The organism is Pseudomonas sp. NBRC 111132, from assembly GCF_001320565.1.
In the GTDB taxonomy this organism is placed as follows: Bacteria; Pseudomonadota; Gammaproteobacteria; order Pseudomonadales; family Pseudomonadaceae; genus Aquipseudomonas; species Aquipseudomonas putida_P.
Genome location: NZ_BCBI01000018.1, coordinates 21,943 through 39,826 on the forward strand (window position 1 = coordinate 21,943; position 17,884 = coordinate 39,826).

The window sequence follows — 17,884 nt, forward strand, 5'->3', positions numbered from 1 at the left end:
CTGCCGGGGCGATCGTCGATGTCTTTACCTATCTGATTAGAGGGCTTGGTTTTGGCTCAATACGTCTACACCATGCATCGGCTGAGCAAGGTCGTGCCGCCGAAGCGGGAAATTCTCAAGAACATTTCCCTGTCGTTCTTCCCGGGCGCCAAGATTGGCGTGCTCGGCCTGAACGGCGCCGGTAAATCGACCCTGCTGCGGATCATGGCGGGCGTCGACAAGGAATTCGACGGCGAAGCCCGTCCGATGCCCGACATCAACGTGGGTTACCTGCCCCAGGAACCGCAACTGGACCCGACCAAGACCGTGCGTGAAGTGGTCGAGGAAGCGGTCAGCGTGATCAAGGACGCCCAGGCGCGCCTGGACGAGGTCTACGCCGCCTACGCCGACCCGGATGCCGACTTCGACAAGCTGGCCGCCGAGCAGGCCAAGCTGGAAGCCATCCTGCAGGCCGCCGACGGTCACAACCTGGAGCGCCAACTGGACGTCGCCGCCGATGCCCTGCGCCTGCCGGCCTGGGATGCGCGCATCGAACACCTGTCTGGTGGTGAGAAGCGCCGTGTGGCCCTGTGCCGCCTGCTGCTGTCGGCCCCCGACATGCTGCTGCTCGACGAACCAACCAACCACCTGGACGCCGACTCGGTGGCCTGGCTTGAGCGCTTCCTGCACGACTTCCCTGGCACCGTGGTAGCCATTACCCACGACCGTTATTTCCTCGACAACGTCGCCGGCTGGATCCTGGAACTGGACCGCGGCGCCGGTATCCCGTACGAAGGCAACTACTCGGGCTGGCTGGAAGCCAAGTCGGACCGTCTGGCGCAGGAATCCAAGCAGCAGAGCGCCCACGAGAAGGCCATGAAAGAGGAACTGGAGTGGGTGCGCAAAGGCGCCAAGGCCCGCCAGTCCAAGTCCAAGGCCCGTCTGCAGCGCTTCGAAGAAATGCAGTCGCAGGAATTCCAGAAACGCAGCGAAACCAACGAGATCTACATCCCGGCCGGTCCGCGCCTGGGTGACAAGGTCATCGAGTTCAAGAACGTCACCAAGGGCTACGGCGACCGCGTGCTGATCGACAACCTGTCGTTCGCCATGCCCAAGGGTGCCATCGTCGGCGTGATCGGTGGTAACGGTGCCGGTAAGTCGACGCTGTTCCGCATGCTGATGGGCAAGGAGCAGCCAGACTCGGGCAGCATCGAGATCGGTGAAACCGTGCAACTGGCCTGTGTGGACCAGAGCCGCGAGGACCTGGACGGCGCCAAGACCGTGTTCCAGCAGATCTCCGACGGCTCCGACCAGATCCGCATCGGCAACTACGAGATCCCTTCGCGTACCTACGTTGGCCGCTTCAACTTCAAAGGTGGCGACCAGCAAAAATTCGTCAAGGACCTGTCCGGTGGTGAGCGTGGCCGCCTGCACCTGGCGCTGACCCTGAAGGAGGGCGGTAACGTCCTGCTGCTCGACGAACCGTCCAACGACCTCGACGTCGAAACCCTGCGTTCGCTGGAAGAGGCCCTGCTGGACTTCCCGGGCGCCGCGATCGTGATTTCCCACGACCGTTGGTTCCTGGACCGTGTGGCTACCCACATCCTGGCGTACGAAGACGACTCGAACGTGGTGTTCTTCGAAGGTAACTACACCGAGTACGAAGCTGACCGCAAGAAGCGCCTGGGCGATGCCGCTGCCCAGCCGCACCGTGTACGGCACAAGAAGCTGGCTCAGTAAGCCGGTTTTTTGATGCACAGGAATGGGGCCCATGGTGGCCCCATTTTTGTGCCCGCCGCACAGGCAGAAGCAGGGTGCTGGGCGGTTATTTTGTATACATTTATATAAAACGCACCAAATAATTTCAAAAAAACGACATCTCGCCCTATTCCGGTGCGATTGCTTCTTGGTACATTCCTGAAAAAACCAATAAGTCCAAAACCTTCGGTGAGATGTCTACCATGATCGAATCTGTCGACAATTTCCTTGCACGCCTGCAACAGCGTGACCCTGGCCAACCGGAATTCCACCAGGCGGTGGAAGAGGTGTTGCGCACCCTGTGGCCATTCCTTGAAGCCAACCCTCACTACCTGCAATCCGGGATCCTCGAGCGCATGGTCGAGCCCGAGCGCGCTGTACTGTTCCGCGTGTCCTGGGTCGATGACCAGGGCAAGGTGCAGGTCAATCGCGGTTACCGCATCCAGATGAGCAGCGCCATTGGCCCGTACAAGGGCGGGCTGCGTTTCCACCCGTCGGTTAACCTCAGCGTGCTGAAGTTCCTGGCCTTCGAGCAAGTGTTCAAGAACTCCCTGACCTCGCTGCCCATGGGCGGCGGCAAGGGCGGCTCGGACTTCGACCCTAAAGGCAAGAGCGACGCTGAAGTGATGCGCTTCTGCCAGGCCTTCATGAGCGAGCTGTACCGCCACATTGGCGCCGACTGCGACGTACCGGCCGGTGACATCGGTGTGGGTGCCCGCGAAATTGGCTTCATGTTCGGCCAGTACAAACGCCTGGCCAACCAGTTCACCTCGGTGTTGACCGGCAAAGGCATGACCTACGGCGGCAGCCTGATCCGTCCGGAAGCCACCGGCTATGGTTGCGTGTACTTCGCCGAAGAAATGCTCAAACGCCAGGACAAGCGTATCGACGGCCGCCGCGTGGCGGTGTCCGGTTCGGGCAACGTTGCCCAGTATGCCGCGCGCAAGGTCATGGACCTGGGCGGCAAGGTGATCTCGCTGTCTGACTCCGAAGGCACCTTGTACGCTGAAGCCGGCTTGACCGATGCCCAGTGGGACGCCTTGATGGAGCTGAAGAACGTCAAGCGTGGCCGCATCAGCGAGCTGGCAGGGCAGTTCGGCCTGGAGTTCCGCAAAGGCCAGACCCCATGGAGCCTGCCGTGCGACATCGCCCTGCCGTGCGCCACGCAGAATGAACTGGGCGCCGAAGACGCCCGCACGCTGCTGCGTAACGGCTGCATCTGCGTGGCTGAAGGCGCCAACATGCCGACCACCCTGGAAGCTGTGGATATCTTCCTGGACGCCGGCATCCTGTACGCCCCGGGCAAGGCCTCCAACGCCGGTGGCGTGGCCGTATCGGGCCTGGAAATGTCGCAGAACGCCATGCGCCTGCTGTGGACTGCCGGTGAAGTGGACAGCAAGCTGCACAACATCATGCAGTCGATTCACCATGCATGCGTGCACTACGGTGAAGAAGCCGATGGCCGTATCAACTACGTCAAAGGTGCGAACATCGCAGGCTTTGTGAAAGTGGCCGATGCGATGCTGGCTCAGGGCGTCGTCTGATCTGAGGCTGCTGGGGGCCGCTTTGCGGCCCTTTCGCGACACAAGGCCGCTCCTACAGGGGGCCGCTTTGCGGCCCTTTCGCGACACAAGGCCGCTCCTACAGGGGACCGCGACAACCTGAATGATCGCGCAATCTTGTAGGAGCGGCCTTGTGTCGCGAAAGGGCTGCAAAGCAGCCCCCAGGGCCCTCAGCTTTCACCCTCAATTTCAAGTATCTCGATCACCTGATCCCCCACCGGCCGCCGCCAAACCACTTCATCCCCAGGCCCCGCACCCAGCAAAGCCCGCCCCAACGGCGACCCCCAGTTAATCAATCCACGCCCAGCATCCGCTTCATCCTCGCCTACCAGTCGCACCACATGCTCCTGGTCCTGCGCATCCACGAACCGCACCCGGCTACCAATCTGCACCTTGCTGCGAGAAGCCGCCGCCGGCACCACTTGGGCACTCTGTACCCGCGCGCTGAAATAGCGCAGGTCGCGCTCGGTATCGGCCAGCCGCTGCTTGTCGCCACGCTCACCTTGTGCCAGCAGTTCACTGCGCAAGGCATTCAGCTCGGCCACGCGCGCCTGTAACTGCTGCAGTCCGCTGGCAGTGACGTAGTTGGGTTGTTCGCTGATGCGTCGCTCGACCGGCTGGTCGGCCTGGGCGGCGGCCTGGTCTTCGTTGACGAATGCTCGGCTCATGCGGGGGCTCCTTGTGCAGGAGACCATCATGGCAGGCTGCCGGTTTCAAGGGATGTCCGTTTGCGACTCAGTCGTGGCGATAGGCCTTGGCGGCACCACGGTCCTTTTCCTGCTCCCACTCGCGGTCGCGCTGGTCCCAGAAGCGCTCGTGGTACTCGCGCTGTTCTTCACTGTTCTGCATGGCGTGGCACTGGCGGAAGCCGTCGTCCCAGCCGGTTTCGTACTGGCGCTCGTGCAGGTAGCGCGGCACGTTTTTGTTGAACCCGCCCACCATCAGCCCGGCCGCCTGGCGACCGCTGCTGCAGCCGTCCTGAAAGCCATCGGCATAGGCCGGGGGATAACCATGGTTGACCATCTGCTCGTGGGTGGTTTCGCAACCTGACAGCAACAACGCAATGCACACGCCGAACCAGTACCGCGACATAACCACCAGACCCTCCCGTTGATGGTGGAAAGTCTAGGTGGCGATTTGTCGGGGAGGTGTCAAAACAGTGTCAAAGAGTTGGTTGGGATACTCAGCTTTCAGCCTGACGCGCTGTCTGTAGGAGCGGCCTTGTGTCGCGATCGGGCCGCAAAGCGGCCCCGGGATTTCAGCGATGATGCAAATATTGCTGGGGCCGCTCTGCGGCCCGATCGCGACACAAGGCCGCTCCTACAAAAAGCGCGCAGGCCCGACCCGCTAGTAGTGATACCACTTCAGTTCCAGCATCACCTCGTTCTGCGCGGTAGCCAAATGGCTGAATTCGCGCGAAGCACTCAACCGCAGCCCAAGGTTCTGGCTGATTTCCCATTGCTGGTTCAGGCTCACGCTGCGCCGCACTTCGCCATTGGTGAAGTAGTCGCCCTTGGCCTCCAGCGTCATGTTGCCCAAGCCGTTGCGCCACAGCAGGCCGCCGTTGAACCCCGCCGCTGGGGCGATGAACTGGGCGAAGTCATTGTGATGCTCGACCCGCACCGTGCCCAGGGCAAAGCCCAACAAACCGTCGGCCAGCTGCCAGGTGCCACCGGCGCCGCCGTTCACATGGCTCACCAGCACCTCGTCATCGTGCTTGCCCGGCACCCGCTCCAGCCCACCAGCCACCTGCCATGACCAGGGCTTGAGCAGCTCGTTGCGTGGCGTCAGTGAGCGAATGGTGGCCAGGTCCAGCCGTTGTACCTGCCAATCGTTGCCTTCGTACTGGCGCACCTTCAGTTGCAAAATTTCGATCTGCGCGCCCAGCGGGAAGCCATAGGCGTTGTCATTCAGGTCGTGGTAGGCCATGCGCAGGCCGTATTCAGCGTAGGCACGGTCTTCACGGGTGCCCACGCCCAACTGCCAAGTGCGCGAGTCATGACCATCCTCGGGCAGGCCGGGGCGTTCGATTTGCAGGGGCGGCGGTGGGTTGCCGTTGATTGCCCGCAGCAGCTCGAAGCTGCGTTTGGCCTGGCCGGGGTCGCGTTCCTGGCCATTGGCCCGGTACCGCTCCAGGCGATACGCCGCATCTTGCACCAGCGCCTGGCGTTCGCGGGGCAGGGCCTTGAACTCGGCGCTTTGCAGCTGCGCGGTGTCGGCGCTTGCCGCCAGTACCTGGCGTTTTTCGTTGTGGTCAAGCGGCTCGGCACGGGCCAGCAACTCGCGCTCGCGAGAGGGGCGGTAAGTCTCACTGGCGACCAGGCCGGACTGCTTCACGGCTTTCACGGTGTCGGTGGGAATGGCGGTTAGCGGAAACTGTGACGTCAGGTCCAGGCTCGGCCGGGCCACTTGCAGCAGCTCCAGTAGGCGATACGAGCAGTTTTCATCGAAGAAGAAGTAGTCGAACTGGATCTGCTTCAGCTCCCACACGTGCTCGACCATGCGCCCGGTTTCCTCGGGTGTCAGGTCCAGCTGGTACTCCCACAGGTCGCGGTTTTCCAGGCTGCGGTATTCGGAGAGTTTTTCCTGGTAGGGCATCAGCGCGAACAGCCCTGGGTAGCCCCCCATCAGGCCTTTCCAGGCGTACAGGATGCTGTTGTCGCTGCCTTCGATGTAGGCACCGAAATTGATCGCGTAGCTCAGCAGGGTGGTGTCGTCGCTGCGGGTGGTGGACTGGTCGATGCGCAGCAGCGTGTGGCCGAACATCGACGACGGGCTGTTCAGGTAAGCTGCCGGGAAGATCAGCGCGGCGCTGTGCGGGTCGATCGACTGGTACCAGGTCTTGAATTCCTGGCAGTCCGGTTGCGGCAAGCCTTGCAGGTCGAGTTGTTCGCGCAGCCAGCGGGTACGCGCCGGGAATACGCATTGGGCGTGCTTGTCGCCGAGGCTGGCCGGGGCATACAGCGCGTCGACCGTGGCCTTCAGCTCCTGGTCGGGGTGATGCGCACCGTCCTCGGCGAGGAAGAACGCATCATCGTCCACATAACTGCGCCAGCCGCCGAGCTTGGCGGTTTCGTAGTGACCAATGGCGAGCCAGTAAGGGGTATTGGCCAGTTGCTGGAGACGGCCTTGATCCAGCACGGGCGCGGCTTGTACGGGGGCGCAGGCACACAGCGCCAGGGCAGCGAGGCGTTTGAGCATATCGGGCAACTACTTCTAAACGATGCCGAAAAAGGCGAAACCCGCCCCGGGTGGGGCGGGAGCAGCTGTGCTTAGGCCTCGGTGGCGTATTTGGCCAGGCGTGGGTCGCTTTTCAGAACGGCCAGGGTGTTGCTGTGAACCGTTTCGGCAGTGACGTCGGCGCTGCTGAAGATTTGGTTGAAGTGCTGGTGGGTGACCGAGTTGAAGTAGCCGCGGTCTTCCGGGGCCACACCAAGGACGACGGCATAGGTGGTCAGTGCTTCGCCCTGGCCCATGGCCATGTCTTCGGACAGCTCGTTCATCATGCCGTTCATGGCGAACCAGGACTTGCCGCCGTAGGTCAGCGAAGCCTTGGTCGAGCAGCCGTTGGTGCCGGAGGTCATGCCGAAGGTGGCGTTACCGGAGGTGCCGTTTGTGGTGGAAGCCAGGAAGTGTGCCGGCGTGCCGCGCTGGCCTTCGAACAGCATGTTGCCCCAGCCGCAGTTCGGGCCGCCAGGCGCTTCGGCCATGGCGTTCAGCGAGACCACGGTGAACAGAGTACCCAGAAGAATCCGTTTCATAGCATTTGTTCTCTTTGTCTTAACCAAGGGTCAGGGTTTCTGGCAACTCGGTTGCCAGGTCGGGAAAGCTTTTCACCCACCCGCGCAGCTTGGAGTTTAGGCACGATCTAAAGGTTGCGTTGTTGATTGCGAAAAATTTGCTGTTACATGACCTGCACGGGCTAAGACCTGCCGCGATATTAAAGTCCCGTAGAGCCTTGCAAGGCGCGCTGGGGCAGCGCCAGAATGCTGGTCATCTGCCCGCCGAAGTAAGGAAACCCAATGCCCGATCCTGTCGCTGCGCGCCTGCGTCTCGCGCCTGAAGCCCTGACCCGGCGTTTCTCCCCCGAGCAGTTTGCCTTTACCAATACCGACGATCTGGAGCCGTTTCGCGGAGTCCTGGGCCAGGAGCGTGCTGTCGAGGCCCTGCAGTTTGGCGTGGCCATGCCGCGCCCTGGTTACAACGTGTATGTAATGGGTGAGCCCGGTACCGGGCGCTTCTCGTTCGTCAAGCGCTACCTCAAGGCCGAGGGCAAGCGCCAGCAGACCCCGGCCGACTGGGTCTACGTCAACCACTTCGACGACACCCGTGAGCCACGGGCACTGGAGCTGCCGTCTGGGAGCGCCGCCGAGTTCATCAGCGACATGGGCGGGTTGATCGACAACCTGCTGTCCACGTTTCCTGCCGTTTTCGAACACCCGTCCTATCAGCAGAAGAAGGGTGCTATCGACCGTGCCTTCAACCAGCGCTATGACCGCGCCCTGGACGTGATAGAGCGCGCATCGCTGGAAAAAGACGTGGCCTTGTATCGCGATGCCAGCAACGTCGCCTTCACGCCGATGGCCGATGGCAAGGCGCTGGATGAAGCCGAGTTCGCCCAGTTGCCGGAAGCGGTACGCGAGCAGTTCCACGAAGACATTGCCTTGCTCGAGGAACAGCTGAACGAAGAGCTGGCCAGCTTGCCGCAGTGGAAGCGCGAGTCGAACAACCAACTGCGCCAGCTGAACGAAGAAACCATCACCCTGGCGCTGCAGCCGCTGTTGGCGCCGCTGTCGGAAAAGTACGCCGAGAACGCGGCGGTCTGCGCATACCTGCAATCGGTGCAGTTGAACCTGCTGCGTACCGTGGTCGAGCAACTGGTGGATGACAGCAAGACCGACGCCGTGGCCCGCAAGCTGCTCGAAGAGCAGTACGCGCCCAGCCTGGTGGTGGGCCATCACGCAGCCGGCGGCGCGCCGGTGGTGTTCGAGCCGCATCCGACCTATGACAACCTGTTCGGCCGTATCGAATACAGCACCGACCAAGGCGCGCTGTACACCTCCTATCGCCAACTGCGCCCAGGCGCGCTGCACCGTGCCAACGGTGGCTTCTTGATTCTTGAAGCCGAGAAGATGCTGGGCGAGCCGTTCGTTTGGGATGCGCTCAAGCGTGCACTGCAGTCGCGCAAGCTGAAGATGGAGTCGCCGATCGGTGAACTGGGCCGTGTCGCCACGGTCAGCCTGCAGCCGCAGATGATTCCGCTCAACGTCAAACTGGTGATCATCGGCTCGCGCCAGCTGTACTACGCGCTGCAGGACCACGACCCGGACTTCCAGGAGATGTTCCGCGTGCTGGTGGACTTCGACGAAGACATGCCGATGGTCGACGAGAACCTGGAGCAGTTCGCCCAGCTGTTGCGCACCCGCACCAACGAAGAGGGCATGGCGCCGCTGACCAGCGACGCCGTGGCGCGCCTGGCCACCTACAGCGCTCGCCTGGCTGAAAACCAGTCGCGCCTGTCGGCGCGTATCGGCGACCTGTTCCAGTTGGTGAGCGAGGCTGATTTCATTCGCCAGCTGGCCAGTGACGAAATGACCGACGCCGGCCACATCGAGCGTGCGCTCAAGGCCAAGGCCACCCGCACCGGGCGTGTGTCGCAGCGGGTGCTGGACGACATGCTCGCCGGCATCATCCTCATCGATACCGAAGGTGCTGCAATCGGCAAGTGCAACGGCCTCACGGTGCTGGAGGTGGGCGACTCGGCGTTCGGTATGCCGGCACGTATTTCGGCCACTGTGTACCCAGGCGGCAGCGGCATTGTCGACATCGAGCGTGAGGTCAACCTTGGCCAGCCGATCCACTCCAAAGGCGTGATGATCCTTACCGGTTATCTGGGCAGCCGCTATGCCCAGGAATTCCCGCTGGCGATTTCCGCGAGCATCGCCCTGGAACAGTCCTACGGCTACGTGGACGGTGACAGCGCCTCGCTGGGCGAAGCCTGCACGCTGATTTCAGCCTTGTCGCGCACGCCGCTCAAGCAGTGTTTCGCTATCACTGGTTCCATCAACCAGTTTGGTGAAGTGCAGGCAGTGGGCGGGGTCAACGAGAAGATCGAGGGCTTCTTCCGCCTCTGCGAGGCGCGAGGCCTGACGGGCGAGCAGGGGGTGATCATTCCGCGTGCCAACGTTGCCACCCTGATGCTTGATGAGCGCGTGCTGCAGGCCGTGGAGAACGGCATGTTCCACGTCTATGCGGTCAGCCAGGCTGATGAGGCGCTGAGCCTGCTGGTGGGCGAGGAGGCCGGGGTGCTCGACGACAAGGGGCTGTTCACCGAGGGCAGCGTCAATGCTCGGGTGGTGGAGCGCCTGCGTGAAATTGCCGAGATGATCAGCGAAGAAGAAATCGAGAAGGCAGAAAAGGAACACCTGGAAGAGGTGATTGCCAAGGCCAAACCGGCTTGAGTCAATAAACTGGCGCTGGCGGCGATGTGCTACCGTTCAGCGCCGGTTTTCCATCTTTCTGTACTGTTCTTCTATGCTGGAACTTAAGGACGGTATCAGGTTCAGGATGGAAACAGCCTGAGGTTCAGGCTGAACAAGGCTTTTTGGAGGGGACGCGGCCATGCGCAACCTCAGCCTCACACGCCAGTGCCTGGGCCTGGTGACCCGCATCGAATGCAGCATCCGCCCACTGGCCGGGGACAACGGCATGTGGACGTTGCTGTTCGCCGCCGGCATGGCCGGTGAACAACCTTCCGCGATCAAGGCGCAGGGGCCGTTTCATGGGCCGCTGGTGGCCGAATCGGTGCTCAATGCCATCGTCGACAGCCTGACCTTGCATGGGTACCAGGTGGCCGAAGACCCGCAGATCTGGTGTTTGCATTTGCAGGCGCAGTTACGGCGGATCAATGGCGAGCGGTGCCGTAATCTTGGGGATTACCAGTTTCATCCAGAGACCTGAACGATTGCCGGGGCTGTAAAGCAGCCCCCCGTTCACCGGGCTTTTGCTGTAACAGGTGGCTGGCTATACTCGCCGTCGATTTTTAGTCACCTGATGAGTCCTGAACTTCATGGAACGTATCCTCGAAAACGCGATGTATGCCTCGCGCTGGCTGCTCGCCCCGATCTACTTCGGCCTGTCCCTTGGCTTGCTGGCCCTGGCACTGAAATTCTTCCAGGAAGTGGTCCATGTCCTGCCCAACGTCTTCGCCCTGAGCGAAGCCGACCTGATCCTGGTGATCTTGTCGCTGATCGACATGTCGCTGGTGGGTGGCCTGCTGGTCATGGTGATGATCTCCGGGTACGAGAACTTCGTTTCGCAACTGGACATCGACGAAAGCAAGGAAAAGCTCAACTGGCTCGGCAAGATGGACTCTTCGTCGCTGAAGATGAAAGTTGCCGCATCGATCGTGGCGATTTCGTCGATTCACCTGCTGCGGGTGTTCATGGATGCGCAGAACATCTCCACCGATTACCTGATGTGGTACGTGATCATCCACATGACCTTCGTGATCTCGGCGTTTTGCATGGGCTACCTGGACAAGCTGACCAAGCACTAAGCCAGGTTGCTGCATTCACCGCCCGTCCGTTGCAAAACGGACGGGCGGTGTTGTTTCTGGCTTGTGCTTTCGGCTGGCCTGTAGAAAAAATGAGCACTCATGCGTGGTTCTCATCGCGAGGTGCTCTCATGAACCTGCATCAGCTCAACACCGAGGCCAGGGCTGGCCATGTCGACGAACTGAACCTGATCGCCATCGAAGGCGGTGACTACCTGCTCGAGGCCCGGGTCAAAGGCCACGCTCACCCTCTGTCCGATACCCGTGGTGAACGCTTGCGCGTGCACTCGGTGGAAGATGCGCGCAAGTTGCTGCAAACCATCCCCATGGTCTCGATGAACCTGGTGCATTGGTCGGTGCAGGACGAAATGTGCGGCATGGGTACGCACCCGGAAGAAGACCTGAAGGTGCCGATCTCCCAACGCTCGGCCTGGTAGCTGCTCGCCGCGCCCCAGTGTGCTAGGCTGCTCGCCCTTTTCATCAAGGGCGCGGCTGCACTGCGCCCTGCAGTGGAGCACGACAATGTCCGAACTCAATCTGTCCACCGACGAAACGCGCGTCAGCTACGGTATCGGCCGTCAGCTGGGCGGCCAGCTGCGCGACAACCCGCCACCAGGCGTCAGCCTGGAAGCCATCCTGGCCGGCCTGACCGACGCCTTCAACGGCGCCGACAGCCGCGTCAGCGAAGCCGACCTGTCGGCCAGCTTCAAAGTGATCCGTGACATCATGCAAGCCGAAGCGGCCGCCAAGGCTGAAGCCGCTGCTGGCGCTGGCAAGGAATTCCTGGCCGAAAACGCCAAGCGTGATGGCATCACCACCCTGGCTTCGGGCCTGCAGTTCGAAGTACTGACCGCAGGTGAAGGCGCCAAGCCGACCCGCGAAAGCAACGTGCGTACGCACTACCACGGCACCCTGATCGACGGCACCGTGTTCGACAGCTCCTACGAGCGCGGCCAGCCGGCTGAATTCCCGGTTGGTGGTGTGATCGCTGGCTGGACCGAAGCCCTGCAGCTGATGAACGCTGGCAGCAAATGGCGCCTGTACGTGCCGAGCGAGCTGGCTTACGGTGCCCAAGGCGTTGGCAGCATCCCGCCGCACAGCGTACTGGTGTTCGACGTCGAGTTGCTCGACGTTCTGTAATGCCCTCGGGGCCGCATTGCGGCCCATTCGCGGGCAAGCCCGCTCCTCCAGGTATTGCGCAGAACTCAAACCTTGCGCGGTCGCTGTGGGAGCGGGCTTGCTCGCGAAGAGGCCAGCCCTGCTGGCCTCAATTCCAATCTGTCCCCATCGGGCGCAATGCCCGCGCATAGCAGAACAGAAACAAGTTCCGCACCAATTCCTTCAGTACCCCAGGTTCACTCGAATTCAACCCGCTCATGTCCAGGTCGCCCTGGTCACGCAATTCGTCGAGTGCATCTTGTTCAAGCACCGCACACACTTCGCCGGTTTCCCGATGAAGAATGCGCAGGTAGGGGTGAGGGCGGTCCAGCCAGGCGTCGATCAGATAAGTCATGGCTATTCTCCTTGGAAAGCGGTCCCAGTGAGAATAATTCTTATTATCAAAATAGCAAGCACCAATTGGCGGATTTTTGTGTAATCAGACTTTGCGCACGAATTCGGACTTCAGCTTCATGGCGCCGATACCGTCGATTTTGCAGTCGATATCGTGGTCGCCGTCACACAGGCGGATGTTTTTGACCTTGGTGCCAACCTTGACCACCAGGGACGAACCTTTGACCTTGAGGTCCTTGATCACGGTGACGGTGTCGCCGTCCTGCAGGATGTTGCCGACCGAGTCCTTTTTCACCACCTCGTCGCTGGCCTCGGCATCGCCGCTGGCCGACCACTCGTGGGCGCATTCAGGGCAGATCAGCTGAGTGCCATCCTCATAGGTGTATTCGGAGTTGCATTTTGGGCAGGGTGGCAGAGTGCTCACTTCGGATCCTCAAACAAACAGACGGGCGGTTAAAAGCCCACATTGTAAAAGGTATTTTTCCAGAAGTGATTATGTCCGGACAAAAGCATCGCGGGCAAGCCCGCTCCTACAGGCGGCGCAGTCCTTGTAGGAGCGGGCTTGCCCGCGAATGAAGACGACTCTGTCTGTCAGTGAGTACGCGCGACCGCAAACTCGCTCAGCTCAACCAGCGCATCCCGGTATTCGCTGGCTGGCAGTACTTCGAGGCATGCAATGGCACGCTTCACATAATCACGCGCCAGCTCTGCGGTGTACTTCAGCGCGCCGGACTCTTCGACCGCCACGCGAATCTGCTCCAGATCCTCCAGGCCACCCTTCTGGATCGCCTGGCGAACCAGTGCGGCCTGCTCGGCAGTGCCTTCGCGCATGGTGTAGATCAGCGGCAGGGTAGGCTTGCCTTCGGCCAGGTCGTCACCGACGTTCTTGCCCAGGGTTTGCGAGTCACCCTTGTAGTCCAGCAGGTCGTCGACCAGTTGGAAGGCCACGCCCAGGTGGTCGCCGAAGGTGCGCAGGGCTTCGCGCTGCTCATCAGTGGCTTCGGCCAGCGCTGCGGCGCTGTGGGTCGAGGCTTCGAACAGCATCGCGGTCTTGCCGCGAATCACCTCCATGTAGACCTCCTCGGTGGTGCTGGCGTCGCGTACCCGCGACAGCTGCAGCACTTCACCCTCGGCAATCACCCGGGTGGCCTTGGAGAGGATCTGCATGACCGGCATCGAGCCCAGTTCGACCATCATTTCGAACGAGCGCGAATAAAGGAAGTCACCCACCAATACGCTCGGCGCATTGCCCCACAGGGCATTGGCGGTGGAGCGGCCACGGCGCATGCCGGACATGTCGACCACGTCGTCGTGCAGCAGGGTGGCGGTGTGCAGGAATTCAATGGTGGCGGCCAGCAGGCGCAGGTCGTCGCCTTCACGGCCCAGGGCCTTGCCACACAGCAGTACCAGCAGGGGACGCAGGCGCTTGCCACCGGCCGACGTGATATAGTCGCCGATCTTCGATACCAGCGGCACGCGCGAGGTCAGCTGCTTCTTGATGATCTCGTCGACGGCGCTGAAATCATCAGCCACCGCGCGGTAGAAGGTTTGGGGTTGCATCGGCTGCTCCAGTGAGGTTGCGCGGCATGCTAGGTCGCGGGTCCCGGTGTGTCAAGGCGCGGTGCCAGCTGGCCGGGGGCGGTACTTGCAAGCAAAACCGCGGTTGCGTACAATCGCGCACCCTAACTTCCTGGGCAGCACCTGCCTTACGCAATTGCGCCGGGCCGTTCCAGCCCTGTGCAGCCATGCCAGCCAATACTCATCATATAAAGCGCTGGGTGAGCAGGATTATCGGAGAAATACCATGTCTTACGCAGTAATCGTTACCGGCGGCAAGCAGTACAAAGTCGCTGAAGGTGAATTCCTCAAGATCGAAAAACTGGAAGTCGCCACTGGCGAATCCGTGACCTTCGATCGCGTTCTGCTGGTCGCCAACGGTGAAGAAGTCACCATCGGTGCTCCAGTTGTTGCTGGCGCTAAAGTAGTGGCCGAAGTCGTTTCGCAAGGCCGCCACGACAAGGTTCGCATCATCAAGTTCCGTCGTCGTAAGCACCACATGAAGCGTATGGGCCACCGCCAGTGGTTCACCGAGATCAAAATCACCGGCATCCAGGCTTAATCCCCTAGATCCCCTGAATTTATTTGGAGAATTGAACCATGGCTCACAAGAAGGCTGGTGGTAGTACTCGTAACGGTCGCGACTCAGAATCTAAACGCCTTGGCGTGAAGATGTATGGCGGCCAGGTTATCAAGCCAGGCAACATCATCGTCCGTCAGCGCGGCACCGAATTCCACGCTGGCTACGGCGTTGGCATGGGCAAGGACCACACCTTGTTCGCCAAGATCGAAGGCGTGATCAAGTTCGAGAAGAAAGGCGAGTTCATGCGCCGTTACGTGAGCATCGTCGCCGCTTAATCGCGACGTCGCTCCAGAAGCCCCGTCATGCGACGGGGCTTTTTCGTTTGTGGTGAGCCTCTTGCAAAGCTGTTTGTCTGGGTTGCCGGCGTTGGTTTCTACGGTCGTACGGGGCCGCCGCGCTCATTTTTGCAAGAGCCTCATGTTTTGAGTCATTCAGCTCGTCTGCCGACGAGAGGCGGTTTTAATGAAGTTTGTTGACGAAGTATCGATTCGGGTCAAAGCCGGTGACGGCGGCAACGGTTGCATGAGCTTCCGTCGCGAGAAATTCATCGAGAACGGTGGCCCCAACGGCGGTGACGGCGGTGATGGTGGCTCGGTGTACATGGTTGCCGACGAAAACCTGAACACCCTGGTCGACTACCGCTACACCCGTCACCACGAAGCCCAGCGCGGCTCCAACGGCGGCAGCACCGACTGCACTGGCAAGAAGGGTGAAGACCTGTTCCTGCGCGTGCCGGTCGGCACCACCGTGATTGACGCCTCGACCCAGGAAGTGATCGGTGACCTGGTTACCCCTGGCCAGAAGCTGATGGTTGCACAAGGCGGCTGGCACGGCCTGGGCAACACCCGCTTCAAGTCCAGCACCAACCGTGCGCCGCGCCAGACCACCCCAGGCAAACCGGGTGACCAGCGTGACCTGAAGATGGAAATGAAGGTGTTGGCCGACGTCGGCCTGCTGGGCCTGCCGAACGCCGGCAAGAGTACCTTCATTCGCTCGGTCTCGGCCGCCAAGCCGAAAGTGGCCGACTACCCGTTCACCACCCTGGTGCCAAACCTGGGCGTGGTCAGCGTCGACCGCTGGAAGAGCTTCGTCATCGCCGACATCCCCGGCCTGATCGAAGGCGCTTCCGAGGGTGCCGGCCTGGGTATCCGCTTCCTCAAGCACCTGGCGCGTACTCGCGTACTGCTGCACCTGGTGGATATCGCGCCGCTGGATGAAAGCAGCCCGGCCGATGCCGCCGAAGTCATCGTCAACGAGCTGACCCGCTTCAGCCCGTCGCTGGCCGAGCGTGAGCGTTGGCTGGTACTGAACAAGTCGGACATGGTCATGGACGACGAGCGTGATGAACGTGTTCAGGAAGTGATTGATCGCCTCGAGTGGGAAGGCCCGGTCTACGTGATCTCGGCTATCTCCAAGCAGGGTACCGACAAGCTCAGCCATGACCTGATGCGCTACCTCGAAGACCGCGCCGATCGCCTGGCCAACGACCCGGCCTACGCCGAAGAGCTGGCCGACCTCGACCAGCGCATCGAAGACGAAGCCCGTGCCCAGCTGCAGGCCCTGGACGACGCGCGTACCCTGCGCCGTACTGGCGTCAAGAGCGTGCACGACATCGGCGACGATGACGGTTGGGATGATGATTTCGAGGACGACGAAGACGGCCCGGAAATCATTTACGTGCGCGACTGACCGGTTGCAGTACACTAAACGCCGCTCTCTGGAGCGGCGTTTTTGTATCCACGGTATCTACAGATTCGACATAGGTTGGAAGAAGATGCGAAGCAAGGTGACGGGCGCCAAGCGCTGGGTCGTGAAGATTGGCAGTGCTCTGCTGACCGCCGATGGCAAGGGCCTCGACCGCGGTGCCATGGCCGTTTGGGTCGAGCAGATGGTCGCGCTGCGTGAGGCAGGCGTGGAGTTGGTACTGGTCTCCTCCGGGGCTGTGGCTGCCGGCATGAGCCAGCTGGGCTGGACCACGCGACCGAGCGCGATGAACGAGCTGCAGGCGGCTGCCTCGCTCGGCCAGATGCGCCTGGTGCAGGCCTGGGAGTCGAGCTTTGGCGAACACGGCAAGCACACCGCGCAGATCCTGCTGACCCATGACGACCTGTCCGACCGCAAACGTTACCTGAACGCCCGCAGCACCTTGCGCACCTTGGTCGACCTGGGTGTGGTGCCGGTGATCAACGAAAACGACACCGTGGTCACCGATGAAATCCGCTTTGGCGACAACGACACCCTCGCGGCACTGGTGGCCAACCTGGTCGAGGCCGACCTGCTGGTGATCCTCACCGACCGCGATGGCATGTTCGACGCCGACCCGCGCAACAACCCCGAAGCTCAGCTGATCTACGAAGCCCGTGCCGACGACCCGTCGCTGGACGCCGTGGCCGGTGGTACCGGGGGCGCCCTGGGCCGTGGCGGCATGCAGACCAAGCTGCGCGCTGCGCGCCTGGCCGCCCGTTCCGGTGCCCACACCATCATCATCGGTGGCCGCATCGAGCGCGTGCTGGATCGCCTCAAGGCGGGTGAGCGCCTGGGCACCCTGTTGTCGCCCGAGCGCGGCATGCTCGCTGCGCGCAAGCAATGGCTGGCCGGCCACCTGCAGACCCGTGGCACCCTGGTGCTGGATGCCGGTGCCGTGCAGGCACTGCGCCAGGCCAACAAGAGCCTGTTGCCGGTAGGTGTGAAGACCGTGCAGGGCAGCTTCCGTCGTGGCGAGATGGTGGTGTGCGTTGGCCCGGACGGTATCGAGGTGGCCCGCGGCCTTGCCAACTACAGCGCCCTGGAGGCGCAGAAGATCATTGGCCAGCCCTCGGACGCGATCGAGTCGATTCTTGGCTACAGCGCCGAGCCTGAGCTGGTACACCGCGACAATCTGGTGCTGGTATGAGCCTGTTCAAGCGGGTGATTGCCGTGGCAGCGCTGGCACTGCCAATGCTGGCCGGGGCCGAGGAAGTCGGCCAGGTGTCCACGGTCTTCAAGTTCCTTGGGCCGAACGACCGCATTGTGGTCGAAGCGTTTGACGATCCCAAGGTCGAGGGCGTGACCTGCTACCTGTCACGGGCCAAGACTGGCGGCATGAAGGGTGGCTTGGGGCTGGCGGAAGACCGTGCGGAGGCGTCGATTGCCTGCCGTCAGGTCGGGCCGATCAACTTCAAGGGTGAGTTGAAGGATGGCGAGGAAGTGTTCAAGGAACGCACCTCGCTGGTGTTCAAGACCATGCAGGTGGTGCGCTTTTTGGACAAGAAGCGCAATACGCTGGTGTACCTGGTGTACAGCGACCGCATGATCGAAGGCAGCCCGCAGAATGCGGTGACCGCGATACCGATCTTGCCTTGGGCTCATTGATAGCCTGGTAGATTGCCGGGAGGCCTT

Annotated in this window: 19 protein-coding genes; 12 read left to right on the forward strand and 7 right to left on the reverse strand. The window is 61.6% G+C overall.

Going from position 1 to position 17,884, the window contains the following annotated elements; translation table 11 throughout:
* Positions 1 to 51 precede the first annotated feature (51 nt).
* Both ettA and gdhA read left to right on the forward strand, forming a co-directional pair.
* Positions 52 to 1,719 (forward strand): energy-dependent translational throttle protein EttA, encoded by a 1,668-nt coding sequence (ettA, locus tag APH35_RS10910; RefSeq protein ID WP_060494663.1) that lies wholly within the window; start codon positions 52 to 54, stop codon positions 1,717 to 1,719.
* Positions 1,720 to 1,940: 221 nt separating this feature from the next.
* On the forward strand, positions 1,941 to 3,281 hold the full coding sequence (gene gdhA / locus APH35_RS10915; RefSeq protein ID WP_012270422.1) for an NADP-specific glutamate dehydrogenase: 1,341 nt from the start codon (positions 1,941 to 1,943) through the stop codon (positions 3,279 to 3,281).
* Between the two features lie 188 nt (positions 3,282 to 3,469).
* Here the strand turns inward: gdhA and APH35_RS10920 are convergent, their stop codons facing one another.
* From APH35_RS10920 to APH35_RS10935, 4 genes are all read right to left on the reverse strand, one after another.
* The gene (locus APH35_RS10920; RefSeq protein ID WP_012270423.1) at positions 3,470 to 3,967 is read right to left on the reverse strand and encodes a GreA/GreB family elongation factor; all 498 of its coding nucleotides are present in this window, start codon (positions 3,965 to 3,967) and stop codon (positions 3,470 to 3,472) included.
* A 67-nt stretch (positions 3,968 to 4,034) separates the two neighbouring features.
* On the reverse strand, positions 4,035 to 4,391 hold the full coding sequence (locus APH35_RS10925; protein ID WP_060514794.1) for a hypothetical protein: 357 nt from the start codon (positions 4,389 to 4,391) through the stop codon (positions 4,035 to 4,037).
* Between the two features lie 255 nt (positions 4,392 to 4,646).
* On the reverse strand, positions 4,647 to 6,500 hold the full coding sequence (locus tag APH35_RS10930; RefSeq protein WP_060492884.1) for an Lnb N-terminal periplasmic domain-containing protein: 1,854 nt from the start codon (positions 6,498 to 6,500) through the stop codon (positions 4,647 to 4,649).
* Positions 6,501 to 6,571: 71 nt separating this feature from the next.
* The gene (locus APH35_RS10935) at positions 6,572 to 7,060 is read right to left on the reverse strand and encodes a DUF3015 domain-containing protein (protein WP_012270426.1); all 489 of its coding nucleotides are present in this window, start codon (positions 7,058 to 7,060) and stop codon (positions 6,572 to 6,574) included.
* Positions 7,061 to 7,321: 261 nt separating this feature from the next.
* On the opposite strand from APH35_RS10935, the gene APH35_RS10940 reads away from it, so the two are divergent.
* The 5 genes from APH35_RS10940 to APH35_RS10960 all read left to right on the forward strand — a co-directional run bounded on the left by APH35_RS10940 (position 7,322) and on the right by APH35_RS10960 (position 11,994).
* Positions 7,322 to 9,760: a Lon protease family protein gene (locus tag APH35_RS10940; protein ID WP_060514795.1), complete on the forward strand. Its 2,439-nt coding sequence runs from the start codon at positions 7,322 to 7,324 to the stop codon at positions 9,758 to 9,760.
* A gap of 160 nt (positions 9,761 to 9,920) precedes the next feature.
* On the forward strand, positions 9,921 to 10,259 hold the full coding sequence (locus tag APH35_RS10945) for a PA4575 family protein (RefSeq protein WP_003247487.1): 339 nt from the start codon (positions 9,921 to 9,923) through the stop codon (positions 10,257 to 10,259).
* Positions 10,260 to 10,368: 109 nt separating this feature from the next.
* On the forward strand, positions 10,369 to 10,857 hold the full coding sequence (locus APH35_RS10950) for a TIGR00645 family protein (RefSeq protein ID WP_012270428.1): 489 nt from the start codon (positions 10,369 to 10,371) through the stop codon (positions 10,855 to 10,857).
* Positions 10,858 to 10,985: 128 nt separating this feature from the next.
* Entirely contained in the window at positions 10,986 to 11,291 is a 306-nt protein-coding gene (locus APH35_RS10955) for a DUF6482 family protein (RefSeq protein ID WP_012270429.1), read from the forward strand.
* 85 nt (positions 11,292 to 11,376) lie between these two features.
* Entirely contained in the window at positions 11,377 to 11,994 is a 618-nt protein-coding gene (locus APH35_RS10960; protein ID WP_012270430.1) for an FKBP-type peptidyl-prolyl cis-trans isomerase, read from the forward strand.
* A 127-nt stretch (positions 11,995 to 12,121) separates the two neighbouring features.
* Here the strand turns inward: APH35_RS10960 and APH35_RS10965 are convergent, their stop codons facing one another.
* From APH35_RS10965 to APH35_RS10975, 3 genes are all read right to left on the reverse strand, one after another.
* A complete protein-coding gene (locus APH35_RS10965) occupies positions 12,122 to 12,367 on the reverse strand; it encodes a PA4570 family protein (protein WP_012270431.1) in 246 nt (81 codons plus the stop codon).
* Positions 12,368 to 12,451: 84 nt separating this feature from the next.
* Positions 12,452 to 12,790, reverse strand: a complete 339-nt coding sequence (locus tag APH35_RS10970; RefSeq protein WP_012270432.1) for a zinc ribbon domain-containing protein YjdM — start codon at positions 12,788 to 12,790, stop codon at positions 12,452 to 12,454.
* A 167-nt stretch (positions 12,791 to 12,957) separates the two neighbouring features.
* Complete coding sequence (locus APH35_RS10975; RefSeq protein WP_012270433.1) at positions 12,958 to 13,926, reverse strand: polyprenyl synthetase family protein; 969 nt, start codon at positions 13,924 to 13,926, stop codon at positions 12,958 to 12,960.
* A 244-nt stretch (positions 13,927 to 14,170) separates the two neighbouring features.
* Between APH35_RS10975 and rplU the strand changes: the two genes are divergently transcribed.
* The 5 genes from rplU to APH35_RS11000 all read left to right on the forward strand — a co-directional run bounded on the left by rplU (position 14,171) and on the right by APH35_RS11000 (position 17,857).
* On the forward strand, positions 14,171 to 14,485 hold the full coding sequence (rplU, locus tag APH35_RS10980; protein WP_003247466.1) for a 50S ribosomal protein L21: 315 nt from the start codon (positions 14,171 to 14,173) through the stop codon (positions 14,483 to 14,485).
* A 38-nt stretch (positions 14,486 to 14,523) separates the two neighbouring features.
* On the forward strand, positions 14,524 to 14,781 hold the full coding sequence (rpmA, locus tag APH35_RS10985; protein WP_003247464.1) for a 50S ribosomal protein L27: 258 nt from the start codon (positions 14,524 to 14,526) through the stop codon (positions 14,779 to 14,781).
* 187 nt (positions 14,782 to 14,968) lie between these two features.
* Positions 14,969 to 16,195 carry an Obg family GTPase CgtA gene (gene cgtA, locus APH35_RS10990; protein WP_012270434.1) on the forward strand — a complete coding sequence of 409 codons (1,227 nt, stop codon included), beginning with the start codon at positions 14,969 to 14,971 and terminating at the stop codon, positions 16,193 to 16,195.
* 85 nt (positions 16,196 to 16,280) lie between these two features.
* Complete coding sequence (proB, locus tag APH35_RS10995) at positions 16,281 to 17,399, forward strand: glutamate 5-kinase (RefSeq protein ID WP_012270435.1); 1,119 nt, start codon at positions 16,281 to 16,283, stop codon at positions 17,397 to 17,399.
* Entirely contained in the window at positions 17,396 to 17,857 is a 462-nt protein-coding gene (locus tag APH35_RS11000) for a CreA family protein (RefSeq protein ID WP_012270436.1), read from the forward strand. The genes proB and APH35_RS11000 overlap by 4 nt, the downstream gene beginning before the upstream one ends.
* The last annotated feature ends 27 nt before the right edge of the window (positions 17,858 to 17,884 follow it).